This window comes from Streptomyces rugosispiralis, from assembly GCF_024505145.1.
Classification (GTDB): Bacteria; Actinomycetota; Actinomycetes; order Streptomycetales; family Streptomycetaceae; genus Streptomyces; species Streptomyces rugosispiralis.
In genome coordinates this window covers 63490-87505 of the sequence record NZ_JANIAA010000023.1, presented here as the reverse complement: position 1 = coordinate 87505, position 24016 = coordinate 63490, and the positions used below count along the sequence as shown (strand labels likewise).

Sequence of the window (24016 nt, the reverse complement as noted above, 5' to 3'; positions counted from 1 at the left end):
GCCGAGTGGGTCCTCGGCGGCATGAAGGAGACGGACCGGTGCGCGGTCGAGGTGATCGGCAGCGCTCTGGCCGATCTCGCGGCCCAGGGGCTCGGCCCGGACGGTGTCCTCGACGACGACCCCGAACCCCATCGGCTGCGCACGTACAGCGTCGAGACGATGCTCGTCTGGTACCAGGTGATTCCGCATCGCGAGCGCGTTTACATCAACCGCGTCAATCTCTGATCATCACCCCCGCCTCGGGGCGCGGCAGCCAGGAGCCCGGTGGCCGGTGCAGCCAGCCGGACGTGGTGGCGAGCGCACGGGCCGCCGCGTGGAGGGCGTCCAGGCCGGGGTGGACGAGGCCCTTGCGCCACACGATGGAAACGGGTGAGAGCGGAACGGGCTCGGCGAGCGGCCGCAGCACCGCGCCGGGCAGGTGGGTGAACACCTCACTGGCCAGCACCGACCAGCGGCGCTTGGTCACCACCCGGATGAACTCCTCGTCCCCGTCGATCTCCGGGAACGGCTCCGCCATCGCGATCCCGCGCCCCGCGAAGAGCTGGGCGGCCAGGTCCGTCCACTCGGTGGTGGTGTCGTTGCCCGCCGCCGCGTACAGGGGCTCGCCCGCGAGCGCGGCCAGCGGGATCTCCTCGAGCCGGGCCAGCGGATGGTCCTCGCGCAGGACCACGGCGATGCGTTCGTAGCGGATCAGCCGGTGGTCCAGCCGGGCGAGCACGGCGGGGTCGAGGCCGCGGGCCCGGCCGAAGGACACGTCGAGGCGTCCGGCGAGGAGCTCGGCGGCGGCCCCGGCCAGCCCGCTGTGGAAGCGGGCCACCAGCTCGGTCTCGGGGCCGATGCGCCGCCGCGCCTCCGCCACCACCTGGCTTCCGGTGCTCACCGGGGCGCTCACATCCACCAGCAGCGGACGGCACTCGGCCCCGCTGAAGGCCGCCGCCAGGTCGTCCTGGGCCTGGAGCACCCGCCGGGCGTACGGCAGCAGCCGTTCGCCCGCGGCCGTGAGGGCGACCTGGCGGGTGGTACGGACGAACAGCTCCGCGCCCAACTCCCGCTCCAACCGCCGGATGTCGCGGCTGAGGGCCTGCTGGGCGATGTAGAGGCGGGCGGCGGCGCGGGTGAAGTGCAGCTCGTCGGCGACGGCGGTGAAGGCGCGCAGCAGGCGCGGTTCGATGTCCCGGTTCACCCGCACATGGTGACCGACGCGCCCCTCGATCCCCACCCCACCAGCATTGACAACGGAGATGCGTGAATGGCCCCCGATCAGGTGTTGGACCGCCCCCGGCCGGGCCCGGGACCGTAGTGGCATGATCCTCTTCCTCGCCTCCCGCCCCGTCGTCCCTCCCCGCCCCGGCACCACCCCGCCGCGCCGCCGCCGCTCCCCGCTCACCACCCTCGCGGCCTTCGCCCGACGGCTGCGTCCCTAGAACCGCAGCCGCGCGGCCGAGCCGTCCCCGCGTGGTTGCTTGGTGATCACACCCGAAGCGTCAGGGCGGCAGGGACCGCCCTCCGCCGCGTCGGCCTCCGCCAGGAAGGGCCTGAGCAGGGACAGCAGCGGGCCGGGGCGTTCCTCGGGAAGGAAGTGGCCGCTGTCGTCGATCACCGCGCCGCGGGTCGCCGGGGCGACCCGGCCGAGGCTGTGGACGGGGGCCGCGCCGCCGGCCCGGCCGCAGCCGATGGCCAGGGTGGGCATCGGGAGCGGGGTGCGGCCGAGTTCGGTGAGGGCGGCGGTGTCGGCGGGGGCGTTGCGGTAGTACGCGAAGCCGTTGGCCAGCCGGCCCGGCCGGGTGTAGGTGCGCAGATAGGTGTCGACATCGGCGGGGCGGATGGCCCCGGTCTCCAGGGCGTGCCCGTAGAAGTGCTCCAGCAGGATCCGCTCCCGGCCCTCCGCCAGTTTCTCCGCGAGCCCCGGCACCGAGAAGAAGCCAAAGTGCCAGAGCCCGGCGCGGGCGATCAGCTCGCTCAGCCCGAAGCCGTGCAGTGGCACGGCGAGCAGGCTGAAGCTGCGGACCCGGGCGGGGTGGGCGGCGGCCCACGCGTAGCCGATGGGTCCGCCCAGGTCGTGGCCGACGACATGGACCCGGTCCAGGCCCAACTCGGCGCGCCAGGCGTCGAGCAGGCCGGCGGCGATCCGGACCCCGTGGCCGCGCGGGGAGGAGCCCGAATCGCCCAGGCCCGGCAGGTCCACCGCGAACACCTCGTGGTCGCGGGCGAGTTCGGGGATCACCTTGCGCCAGGCGTACCAGGTCTGCGGCCAGCCGTGGAGCAGCACGACGGGGGTCCCCGGCCCCGCCGCCCGCACCCAGTGCAGCCGTACGCCCTCGATCGTCGTCTCGCGGTGTTCCAGCGTTTCCCGGTGTTCCAGCGTTTCGCTCATGCGGGCCAGTCGAGCACCGGCGCGACGATGCTTTCCTCTTTGATATATGAGAGGTGAAGGGATTATTCGCGATCAGATATAGGCTTGACCCTTATGGAGCTGCGCCACCTCCGCTACGCGCTCGCCCTCTCCGAGCACGCCCACTTCGGCCGCGCCGCCACCGCGCTGGGCATCCGGCAGCCCCCGCTGTCCCAGCAGATCAAGGCGCTGGAGACCGAGCTGGGCGTACAGCTCTTCGACCGCACCGGGCACGGGGTGCGGCCCACCGCCGCGGGTGAGGCGTTCCTGGCCCGGGCCCGGCAGGTGCTGGACCATCTCGACCTCGCCGTACGGGACGCGGCCGACGCCGGGCGGGGCGAGACCGGTTCGCTCGCCATCGGCTTCCTCGGCACCGCGCTGGCCGCCGTGCTGCCCGAGGTGCTCACCGCCTTCCGGACCCGCCGTCCGCAGGTCCGGCTGGAGCTGCGGGAGCTGCCCAGCGCCCGGCAGATCGAGGCGCTGCTGGACGGCAGCCTGGACGCCGGGGTCATCTGCGGCCCACCGCCCGCGGCCGCCCGGCGGCGGCTGACCAGCCTGCCGCTGGGCCGGGAGACCCTGGTGGCGGCGGTGCCGTCCGGCCACCCGCTGACCAGCGCCGCGGCCGTGCCCGTACGGGCACTGGACAGCGAGCCGCTGATCCTCTCCTCGCGGCAGGCCGAGCCCGCCGCCGCCGATGTGGCGCTGGCCGTATGCCGCGCCGCCGGGGTCGAGCCGCGGATCGCGCATGAGGCGCACAATCTGCACACCCTGCTGGGGCTGGTCGCCTGCGGGCTCGGCATCGGCATCGGACCGGCGGGAATGCGGCGCTTCCGGCATGTGGGGGTGACCCTGCTGCCGCTGGAACCGGCCGCCGCCGGGCTGGAGTTCCACCTCGCCCACCGCTTCGGCCCGGTCCCGAGCGTCCTGGGCGCCTTCCTCCGCACGGTGCGCCAGGTGCATCGGGGCTGAGGCCCCCGGCGCTTCCGGGTGTGCCCGTTTTGTCAACGGCATTGACATATCTCTACCACCCCTCGTATACCTCTCCCCATCGAAGCGCTTCGACGAACGTTGCACCTGCGCCCTTCCTTCCAACCCTTCCGGAGGCAGCGGATGTTGACGGCACGGAAACGAACGAAACGAACGGTGGCCCTCATCGCGGCCGCACTCGCGGCATCCCTGGTCATGGCGGGTTGCGGGGACGGCGGGGACGAGGCCGGGGACGGCAAGTCGCTCAAGCTGTGGCACTACGAGGCACCCAACAGCGCCATGGGCATCGCCTGGAAGCAGGCGATCGAGGAGTTCAAGAAGAGCCATCCGGGCGTCACCGTGAAGGTCGAGGAGAAGGGCTTCGAACAGATCCAGAAGACCGCCTCGATGGTCCTCAACTCCGGTGACGCACCCGATCTGATGGAGTACAACAAGGGCAACGCCACCACCGGGCTGCTCTCCAAGCAGAGCCTGCTCACCGACCTCACCCCCGAGGTCACCAAGCGCGGCTGGGACAAGCCGCTCAGCCCCGGCGTGCGCACCACCAGCCGCTACGACGCCCAGGGCGTGATGGGCTCCGGCAATTGGTACGGGATCCCCAACTACGCCGAGTACACGATGGTCTTCTACAACAAGACCCTCTTCGCCAAGCACCACATCGAGGTCCCGACGACCTTCGCCGAATTCACCGCCGCCCTGAAGGCGTTCAAGGACAAGGGCGTCACCCCGCTCGCCGGCGCGGGCGCCGAATACCCCGCCCAGCAGTACGTGTACCAGCTCGCCCTCTCCAAGGCCGACCGCTCCTGGGTGGACGCCTACGAGCAGTACCAGGGCAAGCCGGACTTCCACGACGCCGCCTGGACCTACGGCGCCACCACCTTCGCCGACTGGGTGAAGAAGGGCTATATCGCCAAGAGCTCGAGCGGCGCCAAGGCCGAGGACGCGGGCGCGGCCTTCATCGCGGGGAAGTACCCGATGTTCTTCTCCGGCAGTTGGTGGTTCGGCCGCTTCAAGTCCGAGATGAAGGACGAGTGGGGCACGTTCCCCTTCCCCGGCTCCAAGCTCACCCTCGGCTCCGGCGGCAATCTCTGGGTCGTCCCCAAGGGCGCCAAGAACAAGGAGCTGGCCTACGACTTCATCGACATCACGATGAAGAAGGGCATCCAGAACACCCTCGGCAACAACGGCGGAGTGCCCGTGGCCGCCGATCCCTCAGCGATCACCGACCCCAAGTCGAAGGCCCTGATCAAGGACTTCACCAGCTACGCCGACGGCGACGGCCTGGCCTTCTACCCCGACTGGCCGGTCCCCGGCTTCTATGACGTCCTCGTCTCCGAGACCCAGAAGCTGATCACCGGCGACGCGGGGCCCGACGCCTATCTGGACGCGCTGAAGAAGGCGTACGACGCGGGCGCGCCGAAGGGGTGAGCCCCCGATGAGTTCCCACAGCAAGGCATCGCCGCTACGGCGCCGCGAGTATCCGTACGCCCTGTTCCTGCTCCCCGGGGCGCTGGCCTTCCTCGCCGTCATCGTCATCCCGTTCCTGATGAACACCGGGATCAGCCTCACCCACTGGCAGGGCGTGGGCAGCCCGAAGTGGGCCGGGCTCGCCAACTACCGTGAACTGCTGGACGACTCCGCCTTCTGGGAGTCCTTCCGGCACAGCCTGGCCATGGTGGTGGCGATGGCGGTACTCCCCACCGCCCTCGGCCTGGTGCTGGCCGCCGCACTCTTCGACTACATCGCCAAGCACATCGGCACCCGCGCCGCGAGCGTGCTGCGCGCCTGCTTCTATCTGCCGCAGGTGCTGCCGATCGCGGTGGCCGGAATCGTCTGGAGCTGGATCCTCGCCCCGGAGAACGGCGCGCTCAACGAGGCGCTGGGCGCCGTCGGCCTCGGCTCGCTGCGCCAGGACTGGCTGGGCGACCCGGACTTCGCGCTCTACAGCGTGATGGCCGTGATGGTGTGGGTCCAGCTCGGCTTTCCGCTGGTGGTCTTCATGGCGGGGCTGCAGCGCGCCGATCCGTCCCTGCACGAGGCGGCCGAGCTGGACGGGGCCTCGTGGTGGCGGCGGTTCTGGCATGTGACGCTGGTGCAGATCCGCCCGGAGATCTATGTCGTGCTGCTGTGGTGCACCATCGCGGCGCTCAAGGTCTTCGGCGCGGTGTATGTGCTCACCAAGGGCGGGCCCGGTGGGGCCACCAACGTCCCCTCGTACTTCTCCTTCCAGTCCTTCTTCGAGAAGACGCAGGTCGGGTACGGCTCCGCGGTCTCCACCGCCCTCACCGTGATCATCCTGGCGCTGGCCCTGGTGGCGTTGCGCCTGCAAACCCGGGCGGAGGACCAGTGAACGCCGTCAAGCGACATCAGGCCCCGGCCCGCTTCCCGGTGCTGGCCGCCCTCATCGTGGCGGCCGCCCTCATGGTGCTGCCCTTCCTCGTGGTGGCACTCAACGCCGTGAAATCGCCCGCCGACTACTCCGCGAACGGCCCGCTGAGCCTGCCCGAGGGGATCCACCTCGACGGCCTGCGGGACTTCTGGCAGCGGGTCGACTTCGGCCGGAAGCTGTTCAACTCCGCGCTGATCTCCGGCTCGGTGGCGGTGCTCGCCGCACTGCTTTCGGTGCTCAACGCGTACGCGATCGGCATCGGGCGGGTCAGGGGCCGCCCCTGGGTGCTGGCCTTCTTCGTGCTGGCCAACATGCTGCCGCAGGAGGCCCTGGTCTACCCCGTCTACTACCTGTCCAAGCAGGCCGGCCTGTACGACACCCGGCTGAGCGTGATCATCGTCTTCACCGTGATCCAGTCGGCCTTCGGCACCTATCTGCTCTCCTCCGTGCTCGGCGCCTTCCCCAAGGAGGTCATCGAGGCGGCCCGGATCGACGGCGCCACCAAGTGGCAGGTGCTGTGGCGGGTCGTGGTGCCGGTCAGCCGCCCCACCATCGGGGTGCTGCTGGTCTTCTTCTTCATCTGGACCTGGAACGAGTTCCTGCTGCCCCTGGTGATGCTGATCTCCAACGACAACCAGACGGTCTCGGTGGCGCTCGGCGTCCTCCAGGGCCAGCGGCTGATGGACGCGACCATGACCAACGCGGCCGCCCTGCTGGGGGTGCTCCCCGCGTTCTGCTTCTTCCTGATCTTCCAGCGGACCCTGACCCGTGGCATCGCCATGGGCGCGGTCAAATGACGAGGAGGGCCGCATGAAGTTCAGCGACGGCTACTGGAGACTGCGCGAGGGCGTCCAGGCCGCGTACCCCCAGGGGGTGCTCGACGTGGAGACCGGCCCCGGCACCCTCACCGTCCACGCCCCCACCCATCCCGTACGTCACCGAGGCGATCTGCTCAAGGGTCCCGCCCTCACCCTGACCTGCACCGCCCCCATGCCCGATGTGATCGCCGTCCGGATCACCCACTTCGCGGGCCGGGTCGAGCGCGGCCCGTCGTTCGAGATCGCCCGCGAGACGTACGACGCCGAGGTGAGCTGCGACGACGGGGAGGCCCGGCTCACCTCGGGCGCGCTCTCGGTGCGCTTCGCCCGCACCGGGCCCTGGCGGATGGACTTCGAGGCCGCCGGGCGTGCGCTCACCAGCAGCGGCGTCAAGGACATGGGCATCATGGAGACCGCCGACGGCGGCCACCACCTGCGTGAACGGCTCGCGCTGCGGGTCGGCACCTCGGTCTACGGGCTCGGCGAGCGCTTCGGCCCGCTGGTGAAGAACGGCCAGGCCGTGGACATCTGGAACGCCGACGGCGGCACCGCCACCGAACAGGCGTACAAGAACGTCCCGTTCCTCCTCACCGACGCGGGCTACGGCGTCTTCGTGGACCACCCCGGCCGGGTCTCCTTCGAGGTCGGCTCGGAGGCGGTCTCCCGGCTCCAGTTCAGCGCCGAGGACCAGGAGCTGACGTACTACGTCATCCACGGGCCCACCCCCAAGGAGATCCTGCGCCGCTACACCGCGCTCACCGGTCGCCCCGCGCTGCCGCCCGCGTGGTCCTTCGGGCTGTGGCTGTCCACCTCCTTCACCACCTCCTACGACGAGGAGACGGTCACCGGATTCGTCGACGGCATGGCGGAGCGCGCACTGCCGCTGTCCGTCTTCCACTTCGACTGCTTCTGGATGCGCGAGTACCAGTGGTGCGACTTCACCTGGGATCCACGGGTCTTCCCCGACCCGGCGGGCATGCTGCGGCGGCTGCGCGAGCGGGGCCTGAAGATCTCCGTCTGGATCAATCCGTACATCGGCCAGCGCTCCCCGCTCTTCGCCGAGGGCAAGGCGGCCGGGCATCTGCTGAAGCGGCCCGACGGGTCCGTATGGCAGTGGGACCTGTGGCAGCCGGGCATGGCGCTGGTGGACTTCACCAGCCCCGCCGCCCGCGCCTGGTACGCGGCCAAGCTGACCGCGCTGCTGGACATGGGCGTGGACTGCTTCAAGACCGACTTCGGCGAGCGGGTGCCGTTGGACGTGGTCTACGCGGACGGCTCCGACCCCGAGCGGATGCACAACTACTACACCCACCTCTACAACCGCACCGTCCACGAGGCGCTGAGCGAGCGGCGCGGGGAGGGCGAGGCGGTGGTCTTCGCGCGCTCGGCCACGGCGGGCGGCCAGCGGTTCCCGGTGCACTGGGGCGGCGACTGCGAGTCCACCTACGAGGCGATGGCCGAATCGCTGCGCGGCGGGCTCTCGCTGGGTCTCTCCGGCTTCGGCTTCTGGAGCCATGACATCGGCGGCTTCGAGGGCACCCCGGACCCGGCCCTGTTCAAGCGGTGGATCGCCTTCGGGCTGCTGTCCTCGCACAGCAGACTGCACGGCTCGTCGTCGTACCGGGTGCCGTGGCTCTTCGACGAGGAGTCGGTCGAGGTGCTGCGCCACTTCACCCGGCTGAAGCTGCGGCTGATGCCGTATCTGTACGAGGCGGCGCGGCAGGCGCACACCGAGGGCCTCCCGGTGATGCGCGCCATGGTCCTGGAGTTCCCGGACGACCCCGGGTGCGCGGGCCTCGAGCGGCAGTACCTGCTCGGCGGGGATCTGCTGGCCGCCCCGGTCTTCGACGACGAGGGCGAGGTGACGTACTACGTGCCCGAGGGCGTCTGGACGCATCTGCTGAGCGGGCGGACGGTGCGCGGCCCGCGCTGGGTGCGCGAGACCCACGGCTTCCTCAGCGTCCCGCTGCTGGCCCGCCCCGGTGCGGTGATCCCGTTCGGGGCGGCCGACGACCGCCCCGACGCCGACTGGGCGGACGGGATCACGCTACGGGTGTACGAACCGGCGGCGGGCCCGGTCACGGTGCGGGTGCCGCGCCCGGACGGCACGACGGCCGCCACCTTCACCGTCGTCCGGGACGGGGCGGTGCTGCGCGCCGAGGCCACCGGCACCTCGGCGCCGTGGCGGCTGGAGGTGGCCGGCGGTCCCTCCGCGGAGGCGGCGGCGGGGACGGCGGTGCTGACGGTGCGGCTTCCGCCTGGCGGCGGCGGGGCCTGACCTCAGCTCAGCGCTGGGGCTTGGCCTCAGCAGTTCCGGGGCCTGACCTCAGCGCCGGTGGGGCCTGACCTCACCAGCGGCGGGGCTTGGCCTCAGCAGCGGTGGGGCTTGGCCCAGGAGCACTCGCGTCCGGCGTCGGCCGTGGCGGCCGTGGCACCCGTGGCGTCGTCCCGTACGGCACGGGGCCGCACCGCCTCCGCATGGCCCGCGCCGGACGTCGCGAGCGTCACCACGATCGCGTCGTTGTTGGACAGCTTCTTGACTTCCTCCCCCGCGTAAACGAGGGGGATTCCTACGGCTCGCGCCGTGGCGCTTCCTGCTTCGTCACCGACTGCCCCGTCCGGGAGGACTCCCGTTGAGGTCTTACACCGGCTCCACAGGCCGACACCGCCAGTCCGGCGGCCAGAAGGTTCTTCGCCGCGTTCACGTCCCGGTCGTGGGTCGCACCGCAGTCGCACGTCCAAATGCGGATGCCCAGCGGCATCCTATTTTGCAGGGTGCCGCATACGGAGCACAGCTTGGAGGAGGGGAACCAGCGGTCGACCGCGATCACTTCGCGGCCGTACCAGGCAGCCTTGTACTCCAGCATGCTCCGGAACTGCGACCATGCCGCGTCGGAGATCGCCCGGGACAGCTTGCCGTTCTTGAGCATGTTCCGGACGGTGAGATCCTCGATCACGAGCGTTTGGTTTTCACGCACGAGTCGAGTGGTGAGCTTGTGCAGATGGTCACGGCGCCGGTCGGCGATGCGGGCGTGGACCCTGGCGACCTTGCGGCGTGCCTTGGCCCGGTTGGCGCCGTCGCCCCTGGCCTTGCGGGCGAGGTCGCGCTGGGCGCGGGCGAGGCGGACGCGGTCGCGCCGCTCGTGCCGGGGGTTGGTGATCTTCTCACCCGTGGACAGGGTGAGCAGGTGGTCGAGCCCGGCGTCGATACCGACCGCCGAGCCGCCGGCGGGAAGCGGCTGGACGGCGGGGTCCTCGACCAGGAGGGAGACGAACCAGCGCCCGGCCGCATCCTGGGAGACGGTCACCGTGGACGGGAGGGCGCCGTCCGGCAGGGGACGCGACCACACGATGTCCAGCGACTGGGCCATCTTCGCCAGCGTCAGCTTCCCGTCCCGAAACCGGAACGCGCTGGAGGTGTACTCGGCGGACTTGCCGGACTTCTTACGCGACTTGAACCGCGGGTACTTCGACCGCCGAGCGAAGAACGCGGTGAACGCCGCCTGGAGGTGCCGCAGGGCCTGCTGAAGCGGAACCGAGGACACATCATTGAGGAAAGCCAGTTCCTCGGTCTTCTTCCACGCCGTCAGCATGGCCGACGTTGCGTTGTAGTTGACCCGCTCCTGACGCAACGCCCACGCCTCAGTGCGGGCCGCGAGCGCCATGTTGTAGACCTTCCGCACGCATCCGAACGTGCGCGACAGCTCCGCTGCCTGCGCATCGGTCGGATAGAAGCGGTACCGATACGCCCGCTTCACGTGAGTGGCCACGGCTCACAAACTAGCACATCAGCATGTGACTACCTGACATATCGTCAGCGGCGAAGACGGATTTACCCCGGCGACCATTCGCCTTTCCCCGCCCTGCTCCGCAAGAGTCCGGTACTTCCGCCGCCCGAAGGCGGCGGCTCCCCTCGGAGGTCCCCGATAAAGGGGACGAGCGGAACGGCTGCCAGGCCACGGATCACCGGGGTGCGCCCGCAACGGCGTCCGCCGGGACCAGCGCGTGGCGCGGCCGTCAGCGGGGCGTGACCGTCAGGGCGAGACCGCCGGGGAGGGCGGCGACGGCCTCGCGGAGGCGGTCGGCCAGGTCGTCGATGGTGGGCGGCTCGATACCGCTCACACCGCCCGCCGCCGCCTCATCCACCCGCGCCACCCAACTCGCCAGCGCCCCGTGGAACGCGGCGACCAGCATGTCCACGGCCAGCCGCGGCCGGAGGTCGCCCGGCGCCCCGAGGCCGAACCGGCGGTGCAGGATCGCCAGCGCCTCCTGCGTGGTGGCCTCGCAGAACTGCAGCCCGTGCGCGCCCATCGACGGCGTCCGCTCAGCCAGTCGCCGGCTGAGCAGCATCCGGTGGGCCCAGCCCTCGTCGTCCATCCGCGCCAGCGCGGCCAGCAGCGCGTCCCGCCCCAGCTCAACCACCGGGAACCCGGCCGGGTCCACGGTCTCCAGCTCCTCCAGGAAGGCCCGCCACAGGTCCTGGTCGGGGGCCATCGCGACATCTTCCTTGCTGGTGAACGTGCGGAAGAAGGTGCGCTTGGAGACCTCCACCTCCTCGCACAGCTCATCCAGCGTGACCCCGCCGAAGCCGCGCTCGGTGAACAGCTCCAGCGCGGTGTCGATCAGCGCCTGGCGGGTGCGCCGCTTCTTGCGTTCGCGCAGTGAGGAGTTGGGAGCGGCAGTCACGGCGAAAAGTCTAGCCGTCACCGGTGATGCCACTTGCGCGCGTTTGCCACTCAGTGGCATAACTGATGCCGCCACCATTCACCGGAAAGGCGAACCGCCATGCGCGCCCTGCTCGTTGACCACTCCGCCCCCTCCGGCCTCCGCCTCGGCGCGGCCGCCGACCCCGAACCCGCCCCCCACCAGGCACTGGTCCGGGTGACCGCCACCTCCCTCAACTACGGCGAGGTCGCCCACCGGACCGAGGCCCCCGACGGCACCGTGCTGGGCTGGGACGCCGCCGGAGTGGTCGAGCGCGCGGCCGCCGACGGCTCGGGACCGGCCGCCGGAACCCCCGTCGTCACCCTGGGCACGGACGGCGGCTGGGCGGAACTGCGCGCCGTGGACACCGGGCTGCTCGGCGTCCCGCCCACCGGCGCCGACCCCGGCGCGATCAGCACCATCCCGGTCGCGGGCGGCAGCGCCCTACGCGCACTGCGCCGGATCGGCGACACCCTCGGCCGACGCATCCTGGTCACGGGCGCCACCGGCGGGGTCGGCCGGTACGCCGTCCAGCTCGCCCACCTCGGCGGCGCCCATGTCATCGCCACCACCGGCGACCCCACCACCCACGGCGACGCCCTACGGACACTGGGCGCGCATGAGGTGCTCGCGGACCCGGAGGAGATCGGCGAGCCGGTGCACGGAGTGGTGGACATGGTCGGCGGACCGCAACTGGTGTCCGCGTACGACAAGCTCGCCGCGCACGGCACCCTGGTGTCCGTCGGCCATGTCACGGGCCAGCCCGAGACCTTCCCGTTCGGCGCCCTCTACGGCAACGAAGGCCGCCACAACCGCTCCATCGTCACCTTCTACCTCCTGGACCGCCCCGACATCGGCGCGGACCTCGGCTGGCTGGCGGAACGCGTCGCGACGGGCGACCTCGACCCCCAGATCACCTGGCGCGGCGGCTGGGACCGAGCCGAGGAGGCCGTCACCGCCCTCCTGGACCGCCGCCTCCACGGCAAGGCGGTCCTGGACATCGGCTGACCATCACCGTGAGAACAGGCGCCTCCGGCGATGACTGCGCGGTGCCCACCGCCCGATATCCCCACGCCACGTAGAGCGCCCGCACCTTCCCGTCCCGGTTCAGGGGGTTGACCATCAGCGAAGCTTGCGACTCGGGCCGCCCGGCCAGCAGGACGTCATGCAGCCCACGGGCGATCCCCTGCCTCCGCCACTGCTGGCGAACCATCATCTCTTTCACCGCGACGGTCGAAGCACTCGCGATGCCCGGCTCGGGCTCCGGGCGCGTGCGGCGCCACCAGCGGTCCTCCGCTCCGGTGAGCCGGTTGGCGTAGATATAGCCGATGGGCTCACCGGAGGCGTAGGCCACCACGGCCTCCCAACCCGGTTCGGCGGCGTGCCGGTGCAAGCGCTCCCCGAATGCCTCCGGGGCGTAGTGCGGCAGGGGGCGTGCGGTGGGGAGATCGCCGCGACGGTGAGAGGAAACACCCATCCAAGCCGCGAGACAGCGGGAAGCTGCTCAGCGCCTCGTCTCATACCTGGTCAGGACCACGCCGCCGGAAAGCGTCCGCGTCTCCACCAGGTTCAGGTTCACCCAGCTGTCCAGCGCCGTGAAGAACGGCGTGCCGCCCCCCACCAGGACCGGATGGGTGGCGATCACATACTCGTCGATCAGCCCGGCGCGCATGGCCGCCCCGGCGAGCGTTGCGCCGCCGATGTTCATGGGGCCGCCGTCCTCGGCCTTGAGCCGGGTGATCTCGGCGATCGCGTCGCCGGTGACCAGGCGGGTGTTCCAGTCGACCTTGTCGATCGTCGAGGAGAACACCACCTTCGGCGTGTCCCGCCAGTTCCGCGCGAACTCGATCTCCGCCGGGGTGGCGTTGGGCCGCTGGTCGCCGGTCGGCCAGTAGGAGCTCATCGTCTCCCATAGCTTGCGCCCGTACAGCGACAGGCCACTCGCCCGCTCGTGGTCGAGCCACCACTGGAACAGCTCGTCGCTCGGCGGTCCGCTCCAGCCGATGTCGTCGCCGGCCGCGGCGATGTAGCCGTCCAGGGTCAGGTTCATGCCGTAGATCAGTTTCCGCATGGCCCAGCCTTCCGTCCGTGGGTGTCCGGCGTATAGACCGGCGCGGCGCGGGAAACTCATCGGTGCGCGATCTGGGCTCGCCGGTAGTCCTCGTGCTCGGAGGCTCGGCTGAGCACCGAAACGCGACGAGGGGCCCCGCCATCCGGCGGGGCCCCTCGTCGTACATGGGATGAGTGGAGATGGCGGGAATCGAACCCGCGTCCAACGGTGCGGAATCAGGGCTTCTCCGAGCGCAGTCCGCTGTGATTTTCTCGGCCCCGGAGATCACGCGGACAAGTCTCCGACGGGCTCAGTCACTGTTTGATTTCCCACTACACCCCGTGACCGGGTCTAGTGGTTTAGTTCCCTAGTCGATGCCAGGATCCGGGTCGGGAACAGCCCCGGGCTGACACTTCGCAAAGTCGCTACTTAGGCAGCGAGGGCGAAGGAATCGCGCTTGGTGTTGGCGATTATTGGTTGCGACATATGGTTAACGAGATCATTGCCGCTTCCTCGGCTCGCTTCCCCTGCTTCGACAGCCGCTGTCGAAACCGATCATCCCCATGTGTATTTTTCAAAGGTGGTGCCGCGCCCTCGTAGGGGCACAACGCCATCATAGGTGAACAACGCGCGACGGGGCCACACCATTCCCGCCGCCCGGGGCGCGCCTTCCGGCTGGTCAGGCCCGCTGCCGCCGCCGCACCGCGGAAATCGCCCGCTCGGCCTCGCGGCGGTCCTGCTTCTCGCGGAGGGTCTGGCGCTTGTCGTACTCCTTCTTGCCCTTGGCCAGCGCGACCTCGACCTTGGCCCGGCCGTCCTTGAAGTAGAGGGCCAGCGGCACCAGGGTGTGGCCGGTCTCCTGGGTTTTGCCGAGGAGCTTGTCGATCTCCGCCCGGTGCAGCAGCAGCTTGCGCCGGCGGCGGGCCGAGTGGTTGGTCCAGGTGCCCTGGCTGTACTCGGGGATGTGCACGTTGTGCAGCCATGCCTCGCCGCCGTCCAGCTGGGCGAAGCCGTCAGCGAGCGAGGCCCGCCCCTGGCGCAGCGACTTCACCTCGGTCCCGGTCAGCACCAGACCGCACTCGTAGGTGTCCAGGATGTGATAGTCGTGCCGCGCCTTCTTGTTCTGCGCGATCAGCTTGCGACCCGTCTCTTTAGCCATGGTCAGGCCATTCTCGCACTAAGCCCCGCCCCCGAGGCCACTCAATACCGTGCGCGCCCGCGCCTCCGCGGACGGGCCGTCGTCGCCCTTGACCGTCAGGTCCGGGTCGATGCCCGCGCCGTCGACGTTACGCCCGGCGGGGGTCCGGTAGTGGCCGACGGTGAGCTCGGCGACCGAGCCGTCGGGAAGCTCGCTGGGCATCTGGACCGAGCCCTTGCCGAAGGTCCGGGAACCGACGACCACGGCGCGACCGCGGTCCTGGAGGGCGCCGGTGAGCAGCTCGGCGGCGCTCATGGTGCCGCCGTCGACCAGCACCACCAGCGGGGTGTCGGTGTCGCCGCCCGATCGCGCGTCGAGAACTCGCTGGTCACCGCGGACGTCATAGGTGGCGACCAGGCCACCGTCGAGGAAGGAGGAGGCGGCGGTGACGGCCTCGGAGACCAGCCCGCCGGAGTTGCCCCGCAGGTCGAGCAGTACGCCGTCGCCCCGGGGGATGGAGCGCACCGCGTGCCGGATCCGCTCTCCGGTGCCCTTGGTGAACGAGTCGACCTTGATCCGGACGGTGCCGGGTCTGTGGTCGTCGTAGCCGCTGAGCCGGTCGACGGTGACCGGGTCCGTGGTCAGCCGGGCCCGGCGGAGCTCCTGCGTCCATTCGTGGCCGCCGCGCCGCAGCCCGAGCTCCACCCGGGTGCCCGGGGAACCGTCGGCGGGGCCGCGCAGCAGGGCCACGACCTCGGTGACGGGCCGCCCGGTCACGGCTCTGTGATCGACCGTGCGCAGTCGGTCACCGGCCCGGACCCCGGCCTTCTGGGCGGGGCTGCCGGGCTCGACGCGCTCCACCGCGATCCGGCCGTGGGCGTCCCGGCGGGCGGAGATCCCGACGCCGACGTAGGCGCCGTCCAGGGTCTGGCGGTAGCCCTCGTACTCACGGGCGCTGTAGACCGCGCCCCACCGGTCTCCGCTGCGGCTCACCACCTCGCGGGCGGCCTGGGAACCGGACTTCCCGTCCTCCTGGGCCGCGGCCGCGGCCGCCTTGACCTGGTCGCTCTCGACCGCGCCGACGTAGGCGCGGGCCGGTATCCGGGCGGCTTGGGGGGCCCGGCGCGAGCCGGGCTCGATCCCCCAGGAACCGACGGCCGCCCCGGTGGCGAGCACGCTGGCGAAGACCAATGTCAGGGCGGCCCCGCGGCGAATGCGGCGGGGCTGGACGAACAAACACGGGCCCGACATGCCGGTGAGTGTAGGGCACCAAAAGGCGCCGTACCGGGGGTTGTCCGGTACGGCGCCCTAGGCGAATGTCACACCTTGAGGTACTTGCGGAGCGCGAAGAACGCCGCGAGAGCGGGCATGAGCAGGCCAATCGCCAGCACCAGTGGCAGCTTCGCCAGCACCGCGTCCCAGCCGATGAAGTTGATCACATCGATCTTGTCCACCAGCCAGTTGTTGACCAGGAAGTACTGTCCGCTCACCAGCAGTACACAGGCGAAGCCCGCGCCCAACAGCCCCGCGATGGCGGCCTCCATGATGAACGGCATCTGGATGTAGAAGCTGGACGCGCCGACCAACCGCATGATCCCGGTCTCCCGGCGGCGGCTGAACGCCGACACCCGCACCGTGTTGACGATCAGCATCAGCGCGACGATCAGCATCAGCGTCATCACGCCGAGCGCCGCGAAGTTCATGCCGTTGAGCAGATTGAACAAGTCGTCGACCAGGGCCTTTTGGTCCTGGACCTCCTGCACACCGGGCCGGGCGGCGAAGGCCGTGGAGATGACGTCATAGCGCTCGGGGTCCTTCAGCTTGATACGAAAGGACTCCTGCATCTGGTCCGGGGTCAGGGAGTCGGCCAGCGGCGAGTCGCCGAACTGCTCCTTGTAGTGCTTGTACGCCTCCTCACTGGTCTCGAAGTGCACCGACTCGACGATGTTCATCTGCTTGAGCTCGGACTCGATCTCCTGCTTCTGCGCCTCGGTGACCGCGCCCTTGGCGCAGTTGGCGGAGGTCTCCTTGTCGTTCTTGTTGCAGAGGAAGATCGAGACGTTGACCTTGTCGTACCAGTAGCCCTTCATCGTGCTCACCTGCTCGCGCATGAGCAGGGACCCGCCGAACAGGGCGAGCGAGAGGGCCACGGAGACGATGACCGCGAAGGTCATCGTGAGATTGCGGCGGAGACCGACGCCGATCTCCGACAGGACGAACTGGGCGCGCATGGCGTCCTTTCAGTGCTGGTAGCCGTAGACGCCGCGGGACTGGTCGCGGACGAGGCGGCCCTTCTCAAGTTCGATCACGCGCTTGCGCATCTGGTCCACGATCTGCTGGTCGTGCGTGGCCATGACGACCGTGGTGCCGGTCCGGTTGATCCGGTCCAGCAGCTTCATGATGCCGACGGAGGTCTGGGGGTCCAGGTTTCCCGTCGGCTCGTCGGCGATCAGCAGCATCGGACGGTTGACGAACGCGCGGGCGATGGCCACCCGCTGCTGTTCACCACCGGAGAGCTCGCCGGGCATACGGTCGTCCTTACCGCCAAGACCCACGAGATCGAGCACCTCGGGGACGGTTTTCCGAATGGCGCCGCGCGGCTTGCCGATCACCTCGAGCGCGAAGGCGACATTCTCCCCGACCGTCTTGTTGGGGAGCAGCCGGAAATCCTGGAAGACGGTCCCCAACTGGCGGCGCATCTGCGGCACCTTCCAGTTGGACAGCCGTGCGAGATCCTTGCCCAGCACATGGACCGCGCCATGGCTGGCGCGCTCCTCGCGGAGCAGCAGCCGGAGGAAAGTGGATTTTCCCGACCCCGAGGAGCCCACCAGGAAGACGAACTCGCCCTTCTCGATCTCGAGCGAGACATCCCGGAGTGCGGGACGGTTCTGCTTGGGGTAGGTCTTGGATACGTTGTCGAATCGGATCACTGGAGCACCACGGTCGACCTGGGTAGCGGTACGGGCTGCAGCCGAAGCGGCTCCCGTCGGTGAGCGTGACCATACGCGAAGCGCGCATGGCCGCGCAGTCCGCCGTCCGGCGTGGGTGGGTTTCTTCACTGCACTATTGGGGTCAAACGGTTGACAAACCGCCGGTCGGCGCGGCTGAAACGGCCACGAAACCGGTACGGATGCGGCACGGAATCGTGCGGGGCGCGCCGAACCGGACGGAAGCTGGCACAGTGGAAGGGGAACCAACCCATTTCCCTGAGCGTTGGCCCCGTGTCTACTGCGGCACCGCCGCGCGGGAGGAGAAAGCGCATGACGTACGACAGGCTCGTCTGCGCCAACTGCGCGAGCCCCGTCAGCGAGGGCCGCTGCCCGGTCTGCCGGGCCAGCAGGGAGCGGCTCCAGCACGAGGGCATGTTCGGCGGGCTGAACCCGGCCGCGCTGATAGCGCTGCTGGTGGCGCTCATCGCGGTGGCCGTGCTCGCGCATGAGATGGCGACGGCGTAACGGAACGTAACGGCACATCAACGCACAAGGGGCCCGGAGCGCTGAGCGCTCCGGGCCCCTTACCGTGCGTAGGGCGCCCGATCAGGCCACGTTGTTGCGGTTCACCAGACGCGGCACAAAGCGGAAGCCGATACCACCGGCGATCATCGTCGCGGCGCCGACCAGCAGGAACGTGGTCTCGGAGGCACCGGTCTCGGCCAGCTGCTCCTTGGCCTTGCCCTGCTCCACCGGCTTGGAGCCGACGTTGTCGGTGCCGGTGTTGTCGTCGCAGTTGGTGCTGTCGAGATCCACCGTGCAGGTGCTGTCGTCGCCACCGGCACCGCCGGTGCCGCCCTGGCCGGGCGTGCTCGGCTGGGCGGTCGGGCCGTCGGTGGGCTCGCCGGTCGGCGGCTGAGTCGGTTCGCCGGTCGGCGGCTTGGTGGGCTCGCCGGTCGGCGGCTTGGTGGGCTCGTTCGTCGGCGGCTTGGTCGGGTCTTCCGTCGGCGACTGAGTCGGCGGAGTCGGCTCGGGAATCCCGGTCGGCTCGTCGGTCGGCGGCTGGGTCGGGTCCTCGGTCGGGTCGTCCTTGCCGATGCCGACGCCGACGTCCAGGCCCTTCTCGTCCGCGTTGGCCGAAACGTTCACGCCACCGATACCGACATCAACACCAACGGCCGATGCGGCGCCGGCGGCGGTGAGCGACGCGCCGGCGGCGATCACCGCGCCGGCTGCTATTCGCGCAACGCGCAGCCGCGTCTTCTTCGTCATCTGCCTGCTACCCCCAGTAGCTGTACTCGTCAATGGAGCAGCTATGCACGGGGCAACGGCTCGGGGTTCTCAGTCTCCGCGGGCCCCTATCCCTCCGAGGCGGTCCGCCGGCCCCCGTTCACACGCGCCCCAGTCATACGCATGCCGCGCGTCAGCCTTCCCAGTTTTCAAACCACCGTCAAGGCCATTGCATGCGAGATGTCCGCTATGGAAGCGCTTGCCGCATGCATGGGTACAGGACTGTGACCAAAAACGCGGTGGTCGCGGCCCGTTGGGGCGAGCGGGAAGGTTACTTCTCCTGCTCCTGCTGCTTGCGCCAGCGGATTCCGGCCTCCAGGAAACCGTCCAGCTCACCGTCGAGCACCGCCTGCGGATTGCCGACCTCGAATTCGGTGCGCAGGTCCTTGACCATCTGGTACGGGTGCAGGACGTACGAACGCATCTGGTTGCCCCAGGAATTGCCGCCGTCGCCCTTGAGCGCGTCCATCTTGGCCTGCTCCTCCTGGCGGCGCCGCTCGAGCAGCTTGGCCTGGAGGACGTTCATCGCGGTGGCCTTGTTCTGGATCTGCGAGCGCTCGTTCTGACACGAGACGACGATGCCGGTGGGGATGTGGGTCAACCGCACCGCGGAGTCGGTGGTGTTGACGCCCTGGCCGCCGGGGCCCGAGGAGCGGTAGACATCCACGCGCAGCTCGGACTCGTCGATCTCGATGTGGTCGGTCTGCTCGACGACCGGCAGCACCTCGACGCCCGCGAAGGAGGTCTGGCGGCGGCCCTGGTTGTCGAACGGCGAGATCCGCACCAGGCGATGGGTGCCCTGCTCGACCGAGAGCGTCCCGTAGGCGTACGGGATCTGCACGGCGAAGGTGGTCGACTTGATGCCGGCCTCCTCCGCGTACGACGTCTCGTAGATCTCGGTCTTGTAGCCGTGGCGCTCGGCCCAGCGCAGATACATCCGCTGGAGCTGCTCGGCGAAGTCGGCGGCGTCCACCCCGCCCGCCTCGGCGCGGATGTTCACGACCGCTTCACGGGAGTCGTACTCGCCGGACAGGAGGGTGCGCACCTCCATCTCGTCGACCGCCTTGCGGACGGCCTCCAGCTCGGCCTCGGCCTCGGCACGGGCGTCCTCGTCGTCCTCGTCGGAGGCCAGCTCGAACAGCACCTCGAGGTCGTCGATCCGGCCGCGCAGTTCCTCGGCCCGGCGCAGCTGCCCCTGGAGATAGGAGAGCTTGCTGGTGATCTTCTGCGCGCTCTCCGGGTCGTCCCACAGGGACGGGGCCGCCGCCTGCTCCTCGAGCACGGCGATGTCGGCCCTCATCTTGTCGAGGTCCAGGACGGCCTCGATCGACCCCATGGTCGAGGAGAGGGACTTCAGCTCTTCGGATACATCGACGACTGCCACGGGACCAGCGTAACCGCTACGGAAGACTGGCCGTCCCCGGTCATGGCGTACCGGGGTCCTGGGAGGCGGAGTGCTCACCGCCCTTGGGCGGGTCGCCGCCGTCGTCGCCGCTCGCCGCCAGCCATCCGCCGAGCGCCACCGCGACCAGCACGGCCAGGATGACCGCGGCCACCTTCAGCCGGCGGCGGCGCAGCGCGCCCGCGACCGCGGGGTTGCGGGCCGAGCCCGCCCGGCGCTGGCCGTGCACCCGGGGGGCGCGTGCGGTGCCGTGGGCGCCGCCCGCGAGCTCGTCCGCGCTGGGCACCCGCATGCTGGTGTGGGTCTCCCGGCTGGAGTCCGGCACCGCGCCGGGGACCAGCGGCACCGCGCCGCGCCGCCGCGGCGGCGTATGCGGCGCGGGCCCGGAGGCGGGGACGGAGACGCCGCGGTGCGGGGTCTCGGCCTCCGCGCCCTCCCGCTCGCCGCCCTCCTGCTGCTCATCGGGCTCGTCGATGTCCAGCGGCGGATATCCGGCCAGGCCGGGCAGCAGCTCGCGCAGCCGGGCGGCCAGCTCGGAGGCGCGCAGCCGGGAGGCGGGCGCCTTGGCCAGGCACTGCAGCAGCAGTTGCCACAGCTCGTCGGGGATCCCGGGCAGCGGCGCCACGGTCTCGGTCACATGGCGGCGCAGGATCGCGCCCGGGTGACCGCCGCCGAAGGGCGTGAAGCCGGCCAGCATCTCGTACAGCACCGTCGCCAGGGCGTAGACATCCACGCTGGCCCGGGGCGGCAGCCCCTCGACGATCTCGGGGGCGAGATAGTCCGGAGTGCCGATCACGCTGCGCGGGTTCGGCGAGCGGCCCTGGGAGGACTGCCGGTCGCGGGCGGGCTGGGCACGGATCGGGGTCGGCTCGTCGACCAGCCGGGCGATGCCGAAGTCGGTGAGCAGGGCGGGGTGCGCACCGCCGGGGCCGAGCGGGCCCTGCATGTCCAGCAGCACGTTCTCCGGCTTGACGTCGCGGTGGACGACCCCGGCGGCGTGCGCGGCGGCCAGCGCGTCGGCGACGTCCGCGGCGATCGCGACGGCGGCCTCGGGGGCGAGCCTGCGCTCGCGGTCGAGGCGGGTGCGCAGATCCGTACCGCGGATCAGGTCCATGACCAGTGCGAGGTCATTGCCGTCGACCACCAGGTCGCGCACCCCGACCACCCGGGGGTGGTCGAGGCCGAGCAGTGCGGTGCGCTCCTGGACGAAGCGTTCCACGAGCTCCTGGTCGGAGGAGAGGTCCTCACGCAGGAGCTTGATGGCGACGGGTCCCTCGGGCCCGTCACCCAGCCACACCGCGCCGGCGCTGCCGCGCCCCAGGAGCTGATGCGCGGTGTACCGACTGCCGATCTTCCGTGACAAGACTGCTCCGAATCCTCCGACAAGGGGGGCACGTTGGCGACAAAGCTACGCGGCTACTGGCGCGTTGGGTGCACCAGACAACGCCAACTGTCACTTCTGCGGCGGAAAACACCCTTCGGATGTCGACAAATCACCGCAGTGGAAGGTACGGAGGCGGAGATACGTGGTCACAAACGGGCCCGGGACCCGGAACCTGACACGGGCCCGGGACCTGACACAGGCCCGGGCCCGGACACGGGCCCCGAAACCGGGCCCGAATTGCGCCGGGGTGGGGCGGATCAGCCGCCGGGGCCGCTGGGCCCGCCGAGGTCCTTGATCCACTGGCCGATGTCGCTGGCCCAGCCCGAGACCGCGTCCCAGTAGCCCTTGCCGTCGGCGATCCAGTCCTTGAGCGGGCTCAGCTCCCAGACCAGCCAGGAGCCGATGACCAGGACCACGATCACGAACAGGCAGCCCTTGAGGCACCCCAGGCCCGGGATCTTCATCCGGTTGGGGTTGGAGCTCCGCTGCCGGGGCTCGCGGCGCGGCTCCGGCTGCTGCGGCGGCGGGGCGTAGCGCTGCGGCTGGGGCTGCTGCGGATGGTGCGGCGCCGGGGCGTACTGCTGCGGCTGCTGGGCGTACGGCGGCGGCTGCTGGCGGCCCCGCTGGCGCTGGGGCGGCTGCTGGGGCTGCTGGTACTGCTGCGGCTGCTGGTACTGCTGTTGCGGCGCGGGCCGGTGGGGGCGGCGGCGCAGCGGGTCCTCGCTCGGGTCGAGGTACTGGACCTGGGTCTGCTCATTGCGGTCGCGGGCCGCCCGCATCTGGTTCTGCCAGGGGTGCGGATCGTCCTGGCCGGGCCCACCGGGCGGTACGGGCGGCATGGCGCGCGTCGGGTCGGCGCCCCCGGCCGGTCCGGAGCCGCTCGGCAGCACCTGGGTGGGGTCGGCGTTGGCCCCGGCGTTCGCGCCCGTGGTGGGCATCACATTGGTGGGCGCGGCGGGGTCGTACGAAGGGGTGCCGCCCGCGGCGTTCGTGGGGAGCGCCTGGGTCGGGTCGGCCGCGCCCGCGGGCGCGGTGTCCGGGACCGGCGCGGGCGCCGGGTCCGGGGCGAGCAGCGCGGCCACACCGAGCGCCGCCTCGGCCTGCGCGGCGGAGGCGTGCACCCCGACACCGGCGGCGACCACGCGCAGCGCCTGGGCCAGGTTCTCGGCGCTGGGGCGCTCCTCGGGCCGCTTGCGCAGACAGCGCTCTATGACGGTCCACAGCGGCTCGGGCACGGTCGAGGGGCGGCGCGGCTCCTCGCTGAGGTGGCGGTGGAGCACCTCGAGGGCGGTGTTGCCGGCGAACGGCGGACGGCCGGTGACCAGCTCGTAGAGCATGATGCCCGCGCCGTAGATGTCCACCGCGGAGGTCTGCGGACGGCCCTCGGCGGACTCCGGCGCCACATAGGCGGGGGTGCCGACGAACTCCTGGGTGCGGGTGAGGCCGGGCGAGTCGGCGAGGCGCGCGATGCCGAAGTCGGTCAGCATCGGGTGCATCTCCTGGCCCTCGCCGGTGCCCGCGAGCAGCACGTTGGCGGGCTTCAGATCGCGGTGCACCACGCCGTCGGCGTGGCTGGCGGCGAGCGCGTCGGCGATCTGGGCAGTGAGCAGGGACGCGGCCACCGGGGTGAACGGGCCGTTGCTGCGCAGGTACTTGTGCAGGTCCGGGCCGTCGATCAGATCCATGACCAGGGCCAGCAGATCACCCTCGACCACCAGGTCGCGGGTGCGGACGATATTGGGGTGGGTGAGCCTGAGCAGCACCGAGCGCTCGCGGAGAAAGCGCATGACGATATCCGCGTCGTTCGCGAGCTCCTCCTTGAGGACCTTGATCGCGACGGTCTCGCCGGGCTGCCCGGCCACGGCCGCCTCGGCCCCCGCCGTCTCCCGCTGGCTGGCTCGCCAGACGGTGCCCGTGGCTCCGCGCCCGAGCGGCTCCTCGAGCAGGTATTTGCTGCCTACCGGCCGCACGTCATGCGCTCCCTGATCGTGGTCTTACATCGGTGGACTGCGATGGTCTGCTGGGTGTTCTGCTGTGTGGGTCTGCTCTGATGCTCGTCTTGTGATGCTCGTCCGCCCCACTGTAATGGCGACGCACGGTGAGCCCTATCCGATCACCACACGAGGGTCCGGAACGGGGTCCGGCGCGGGTGTCCGGCGCGGGTGTCCGGCAAAGGTGTCCGGCAAGGGTGTCCGGCGCGGGGGAAGACGTGTGATCCGGCCGGATGGTTGCCAACGGTGGTCCGGGTCGCTCGTTGACCGCTCAATCGCCGCTCAAACGGGCGCGGAGGGGCGCGATCGGGCGGCTTCCGTCACCTCGAGGGCGACCCGAGGACGGCCGTTCCGGTCGCAAACAGCCAGTTTCGGCCGACTAGCCGACCAATCAAGATCATGTAGCGCCGGGCGGCGGGCGAAGTGTCGGTGGCAGGTGCGAGGATGCAGGCAGCACGGAAGCGCCGAGCGGCGGGAGGCTCACGCTCCGTGACCCGTACGACCCCGTACGGACCTGTACGTGCCGAAGGGCCTGGGGGCG

General features: G+C 70.6%; 23 protein-coding genes and 1 other RNA gene. 8 read left to right on the top strand and 16 right to left on the bottom strand.

From position 1 onward, the window contains the following. Nucleotides 1-21: 21 nt before the first annotated feature. Entirely contained in the window at nucleotides 22-225 is a 204-nt protein-coding gene (locus NP777_RS28850; protein ID WP_256653085.1) for a hypothetical protein, read from the top strand. On the opposite strand, the gene NP777_RS28845 is transcribed toward NP777_RS28850, so the two are convergent. Together NP777_RS28845 and NP777_RS28840 are read right to left on the bottom strand one after the other, a co-directional pair. Next, nucleotides 215-1183 carry a LysR family transcriptional regulator gene (locus tag NP777_RS28845; RefSeq protein WP_256653084.1) on the bottom strand — a complete coding sequence of 323 codons (969 nt, stop codon included), beginning with the start codon at nucleotides 1181-1183 and terminating at the stop codon, nucleotides 215-217. The two genes, NP777_RS28850 and NP777_RS28845, sit on opposite strands and share 11 nt — an antisense overlap. A 237-nt stretch (nucleotides 1184-1420) precedes the next feature. Further along, nucleotides 1421-2374 carry an alpha/beta hydrolase gene (locus NP777_RS28840; RefSeq protein ID WP_256653083.1) on the bottom strand — a complete coding sequence of 318 codons (954 nt, stop codon included), beginning with the start codon at nucleotides 2372-2374 and terminating at the stop codon, nucleotides 1421-1423. Nucleotides 2375-2467: 93 nt separating this feature from the next. Here NP777_RS28840 and NP777_RS28835 point away from each other — a divergent pair, with 93 nt between their 5' ends. From NP777_RS28835 to yicI, 5 genes are all read left to right on the top strand, one after another. Then, nucleotides 2468-3361 (top strand): LysR family transcriptional regulator, encoded by an 894-nt coding sequence (locus NP777_RS28835; RefSeq protein ID WP_256653082.1) that lies wholly within the window; start codon nucleotides 2468-2470, stop codon nucleotides 3359-3361. A gap of 141 nt (nucleotides 3362-3502) precedes the next feature. Continuing rightward, the gene (locus NP777_RS28830; protein ID WP_256653081.1) at nucleotides 3503-4807 is read left to right on the top strand and encodes an extracellular solute-binding protein; all 1305 of its coding nucleotides are present in this window, start codon (nucleotides 3503-3505) and stop codon (nucleotides 4805-4807) included. Nucleotides 4808-4814: 7 nt separating this feature from the next. Beyond that, nucleotides 4815-5729 (top strand): carbohydrate ABC transporter permease, encoded by a 915-nt coding sequence (locus NP777_RS28825; protein WP_256653080.1) that lies wholly within the window; start codon nucleotides 4815-4817, stop codon nucleotides 5727-5729. Between the two features lie 71 nt (nucleotides 5730-5800). Continuing rightward, nucleotides 5801-6565 (top strand): carbohydrate ABC transporter permease, encoded by a 765-nt coding sequence (locus tag NP777_RS28820; protein WP_256653133.1) that lies wholly within the window; start codon nucleotides 5801-5803, stop codon nucleotides 6563-6565. A 13-nt stretch (nucleotides 6566-6578) separates the two neighbouring features. After that, nucleotides 6579-8864 carry an alpha-xylosidase gene (yicI, locus tag NP777_RS28815; protein ID WP_256653079.1) on the top strand — a complete coding sequence of 762 codons (2286 nt, stop codon included), beginning with the start codon at nucleotides 6579-6581 and terminating at the stop codon, nucleotides 8862-8864. Between the two features lie 92 nt (nucleotides 8865-8956). Here yicI and NP777_RS28810 read toward each other — a convergent pair whose 3' ends face one another. The 3 genes from NP777_RS28810 to NP777_RS28800 form a co-directional block, all read right to left on the bottom strand. Next, on the bottom strand, nucleotides 8957-9097 hold the full coding sequence (locus NP777_RS28810; protein WP_256653078.1) for a hypothetical protein: 141 nt from the start codon (nucleotides 9095-9097) through the stop codon (nucleotides 8957-8959). 59 nt (nucleotides 9098-9156) lie between these two features. Next, complete coding sequence (locus NP777_RS28805) at nucleotides 9157-10356, bottom strand: RNA-guided endonuclease InsQ/TnpB family protein (protein ID WP_256653077.1); 1200 nt, start codon at nucleotides 10354-10356, stop codon at nucleotides 9157-9159. Nucleotides 10357-10603: 247 nt separating this feature from the next. Further along, a complete protein-coding gene (locus tag NP777_RS28800) occupies nucleotides 10604-11272 on the bottom strand; it encodes a TetR/AcrR family transcriptional regulator (protein ID WP_256653076.1) in 669 nt (222 codons plus the stop codon). Nucleotides 11273-11371: 99 nt separating this feature from the next. Between NP777_RS28800 and NP777_RS28795 the strand changes: the two genes are divergently transcribed. Then, on the top strand, nucleotides 11372-12298 hold the full coding sequence (locus tag NP777_RS28795; RefSeq protein WP_256653075.1) for a zinc-binding dehydrogenase: 927 nt from the start codon (nucleotides 11372-11374) through the stop codon (nucleotides 12296-12298). Here NP777_RS28795 and NP777_RS28790 read toward each other — a convergent pair. The 7 genes from NP777_RS28790 to ftsE all read right to left on the bottom strand — a co-directional run bounded on the left by NP777_RS28790 (nucleotide 12243) and on the right by ftsE (nucleotide 17408). Further along, nucleotides 12243-12767, bottom strand: coding sequence for a GNAT family N-acetyltransferase (locus tag NP777_RS28790; protein ID WP_256653074.1), 525 nt, complete (start codon nucleotides 12765-12767; stop codon nucleotides 12243-12245). The two genes, NP777_RS28795 and NP777_RS28790, sit on opposite strands and share 56 nt — an antisense overlap. Nucleotides 12768-12794: 27 nt before the next feature. After that, on the bottom strand, nucleotides 12795-13361 hold the full coding sequence (locus NP777_RS28785) for a dihydrofolate reductase family protein (RefSeq protein WP_256653073.1): 567 nt from the start codon (nucleotides 13359-13361) through the stop codon (nucleotides 12795-12797). Nucleotides 13362-13532: 171 nt separating this feature from the next. Further along, nucleotides 13533-13903: a transfer-messenger RNA gene (gene ssrA / locus NP777_RS28780) on the bottom strand. Nucleotides 13904-14019: 116 nt separating this feature from the next. Beyond that, on the bottom strand, nucleotides 14020-14499 hold the full coding sequence (gene smpB, locus NP777_RS28775) for an SsrA-binding protein SmpB (protein ID WP_256653072.1): 480 nt from the start codon (nucleotides 14497-14499) through the stop codon (nucleotides 14020-14022). Nucleotides 14500-14517: 18 nt separating this feature from the next. Then, nucleotides 14518-15729, bottom strand: a complete 1212-nt coding sequence (locus tag NP777_RS28770; protein WP_256653071.1) for a S41 family peptidase — start codon at nucleotides 15727-15729, stop codon at nucleotides 14518-14520. A gap of 68 nt (nucleotides 15730-15797) precedes the next feature. Further along, complete coding sequence (gene ftsX / locus NP777_RS28765; protein ID WP_020870885.1) at nucleotides 15798-16709, bottom strand: permease-like cell division protein FtsX; 912 nt, start codon at nucleotides 16707-16709, stop codon at nucleotides 15798-15800. A gap of 9 nt (nucleotides 16710-16718) precedes the next feature. Next, entirely contained in the window at nucleotides 16719-17408 is a 690-nt protein-coding gene (ftsE, locus tag NP777_RS28760) for a cell division ATP-binding protein FtsE (RefSeq protein WP_069863504.1), read from the bottom strand. Nucleotides 17409-17738: 330 nt separating this feature from the next. Here ftsE and NP777_RS28755 point away from each other — a divergent pair, with 330 nt between their 5' ends. Beyond that, nucleotides 17739-17933, top strand: a complete 195-nt coding sequence (locus NP777_RS28755) for a hypothetical protein (protein WP_256653070.1) — start codon at nucleotides 17739-17741, stop codon at nucleotides 17931-17933. Nucleotides 17934-18014: 81 nt separating this feature from the next. Here the strand turns inward: NP777_RS28755 and NP777_RS28750 are convergent, their stop codons facing one another. The 4 genes from NP777_RS28750 to NP777_RS28735 form a co-directional block, all read right to left on the bottom strand. Beyond that, nucleotides 18015-18680 (bottom strand): hypothetical protein, encoded by a 666-nt coding sequence (locus NP777_RS28750; RefSeq protein ID WP_256653069.1) that lies wholly within the window; start codon nucleotides 18678-18680, stop codon nucleotides 18015-18017. A gap of 289 nt (nucleotides 18681-18969) precedes the next feature. Next, on the bottom strand, nucleotides 18970-20082 hold the full coding sequence (gene prfB, locus NP777_RS28745; RefSeq protein ID WP_256653068.1) for a peptide chain release factor 2: 1113 nt from the start codon (nucleotides 20080-20082) through the stop codon (nucleotides 18970-18972). 40 nt (nucleotides 20083-20122) lie between these two features. Continuing rightward, a complete protein-coding gene (locus tag NP777_RS28740; RefSeq protein WP_256653067.1) occupies nucleotides 20123-21463 on the bottom strand; it encodes a serine/threonine-protein kinase in 1341 nt (446 codons plus the stop codon). A 278-nt stretch (nucleotides 21464-21741) separates the two neighbouring features. Beyond that, nucleotides 21742-23454, bottom strand: coding sequence for a serine/threonine-protein kinase (locus NP777_RS28735; protein WP_256653066.1), 1713 nt, complete (start codon nucleotides 23452-23454; stop codon nucleotides 21742-21744). Between the last annotated feature and the right edge of the window lie 562 nt (nucleotides 23455-24016).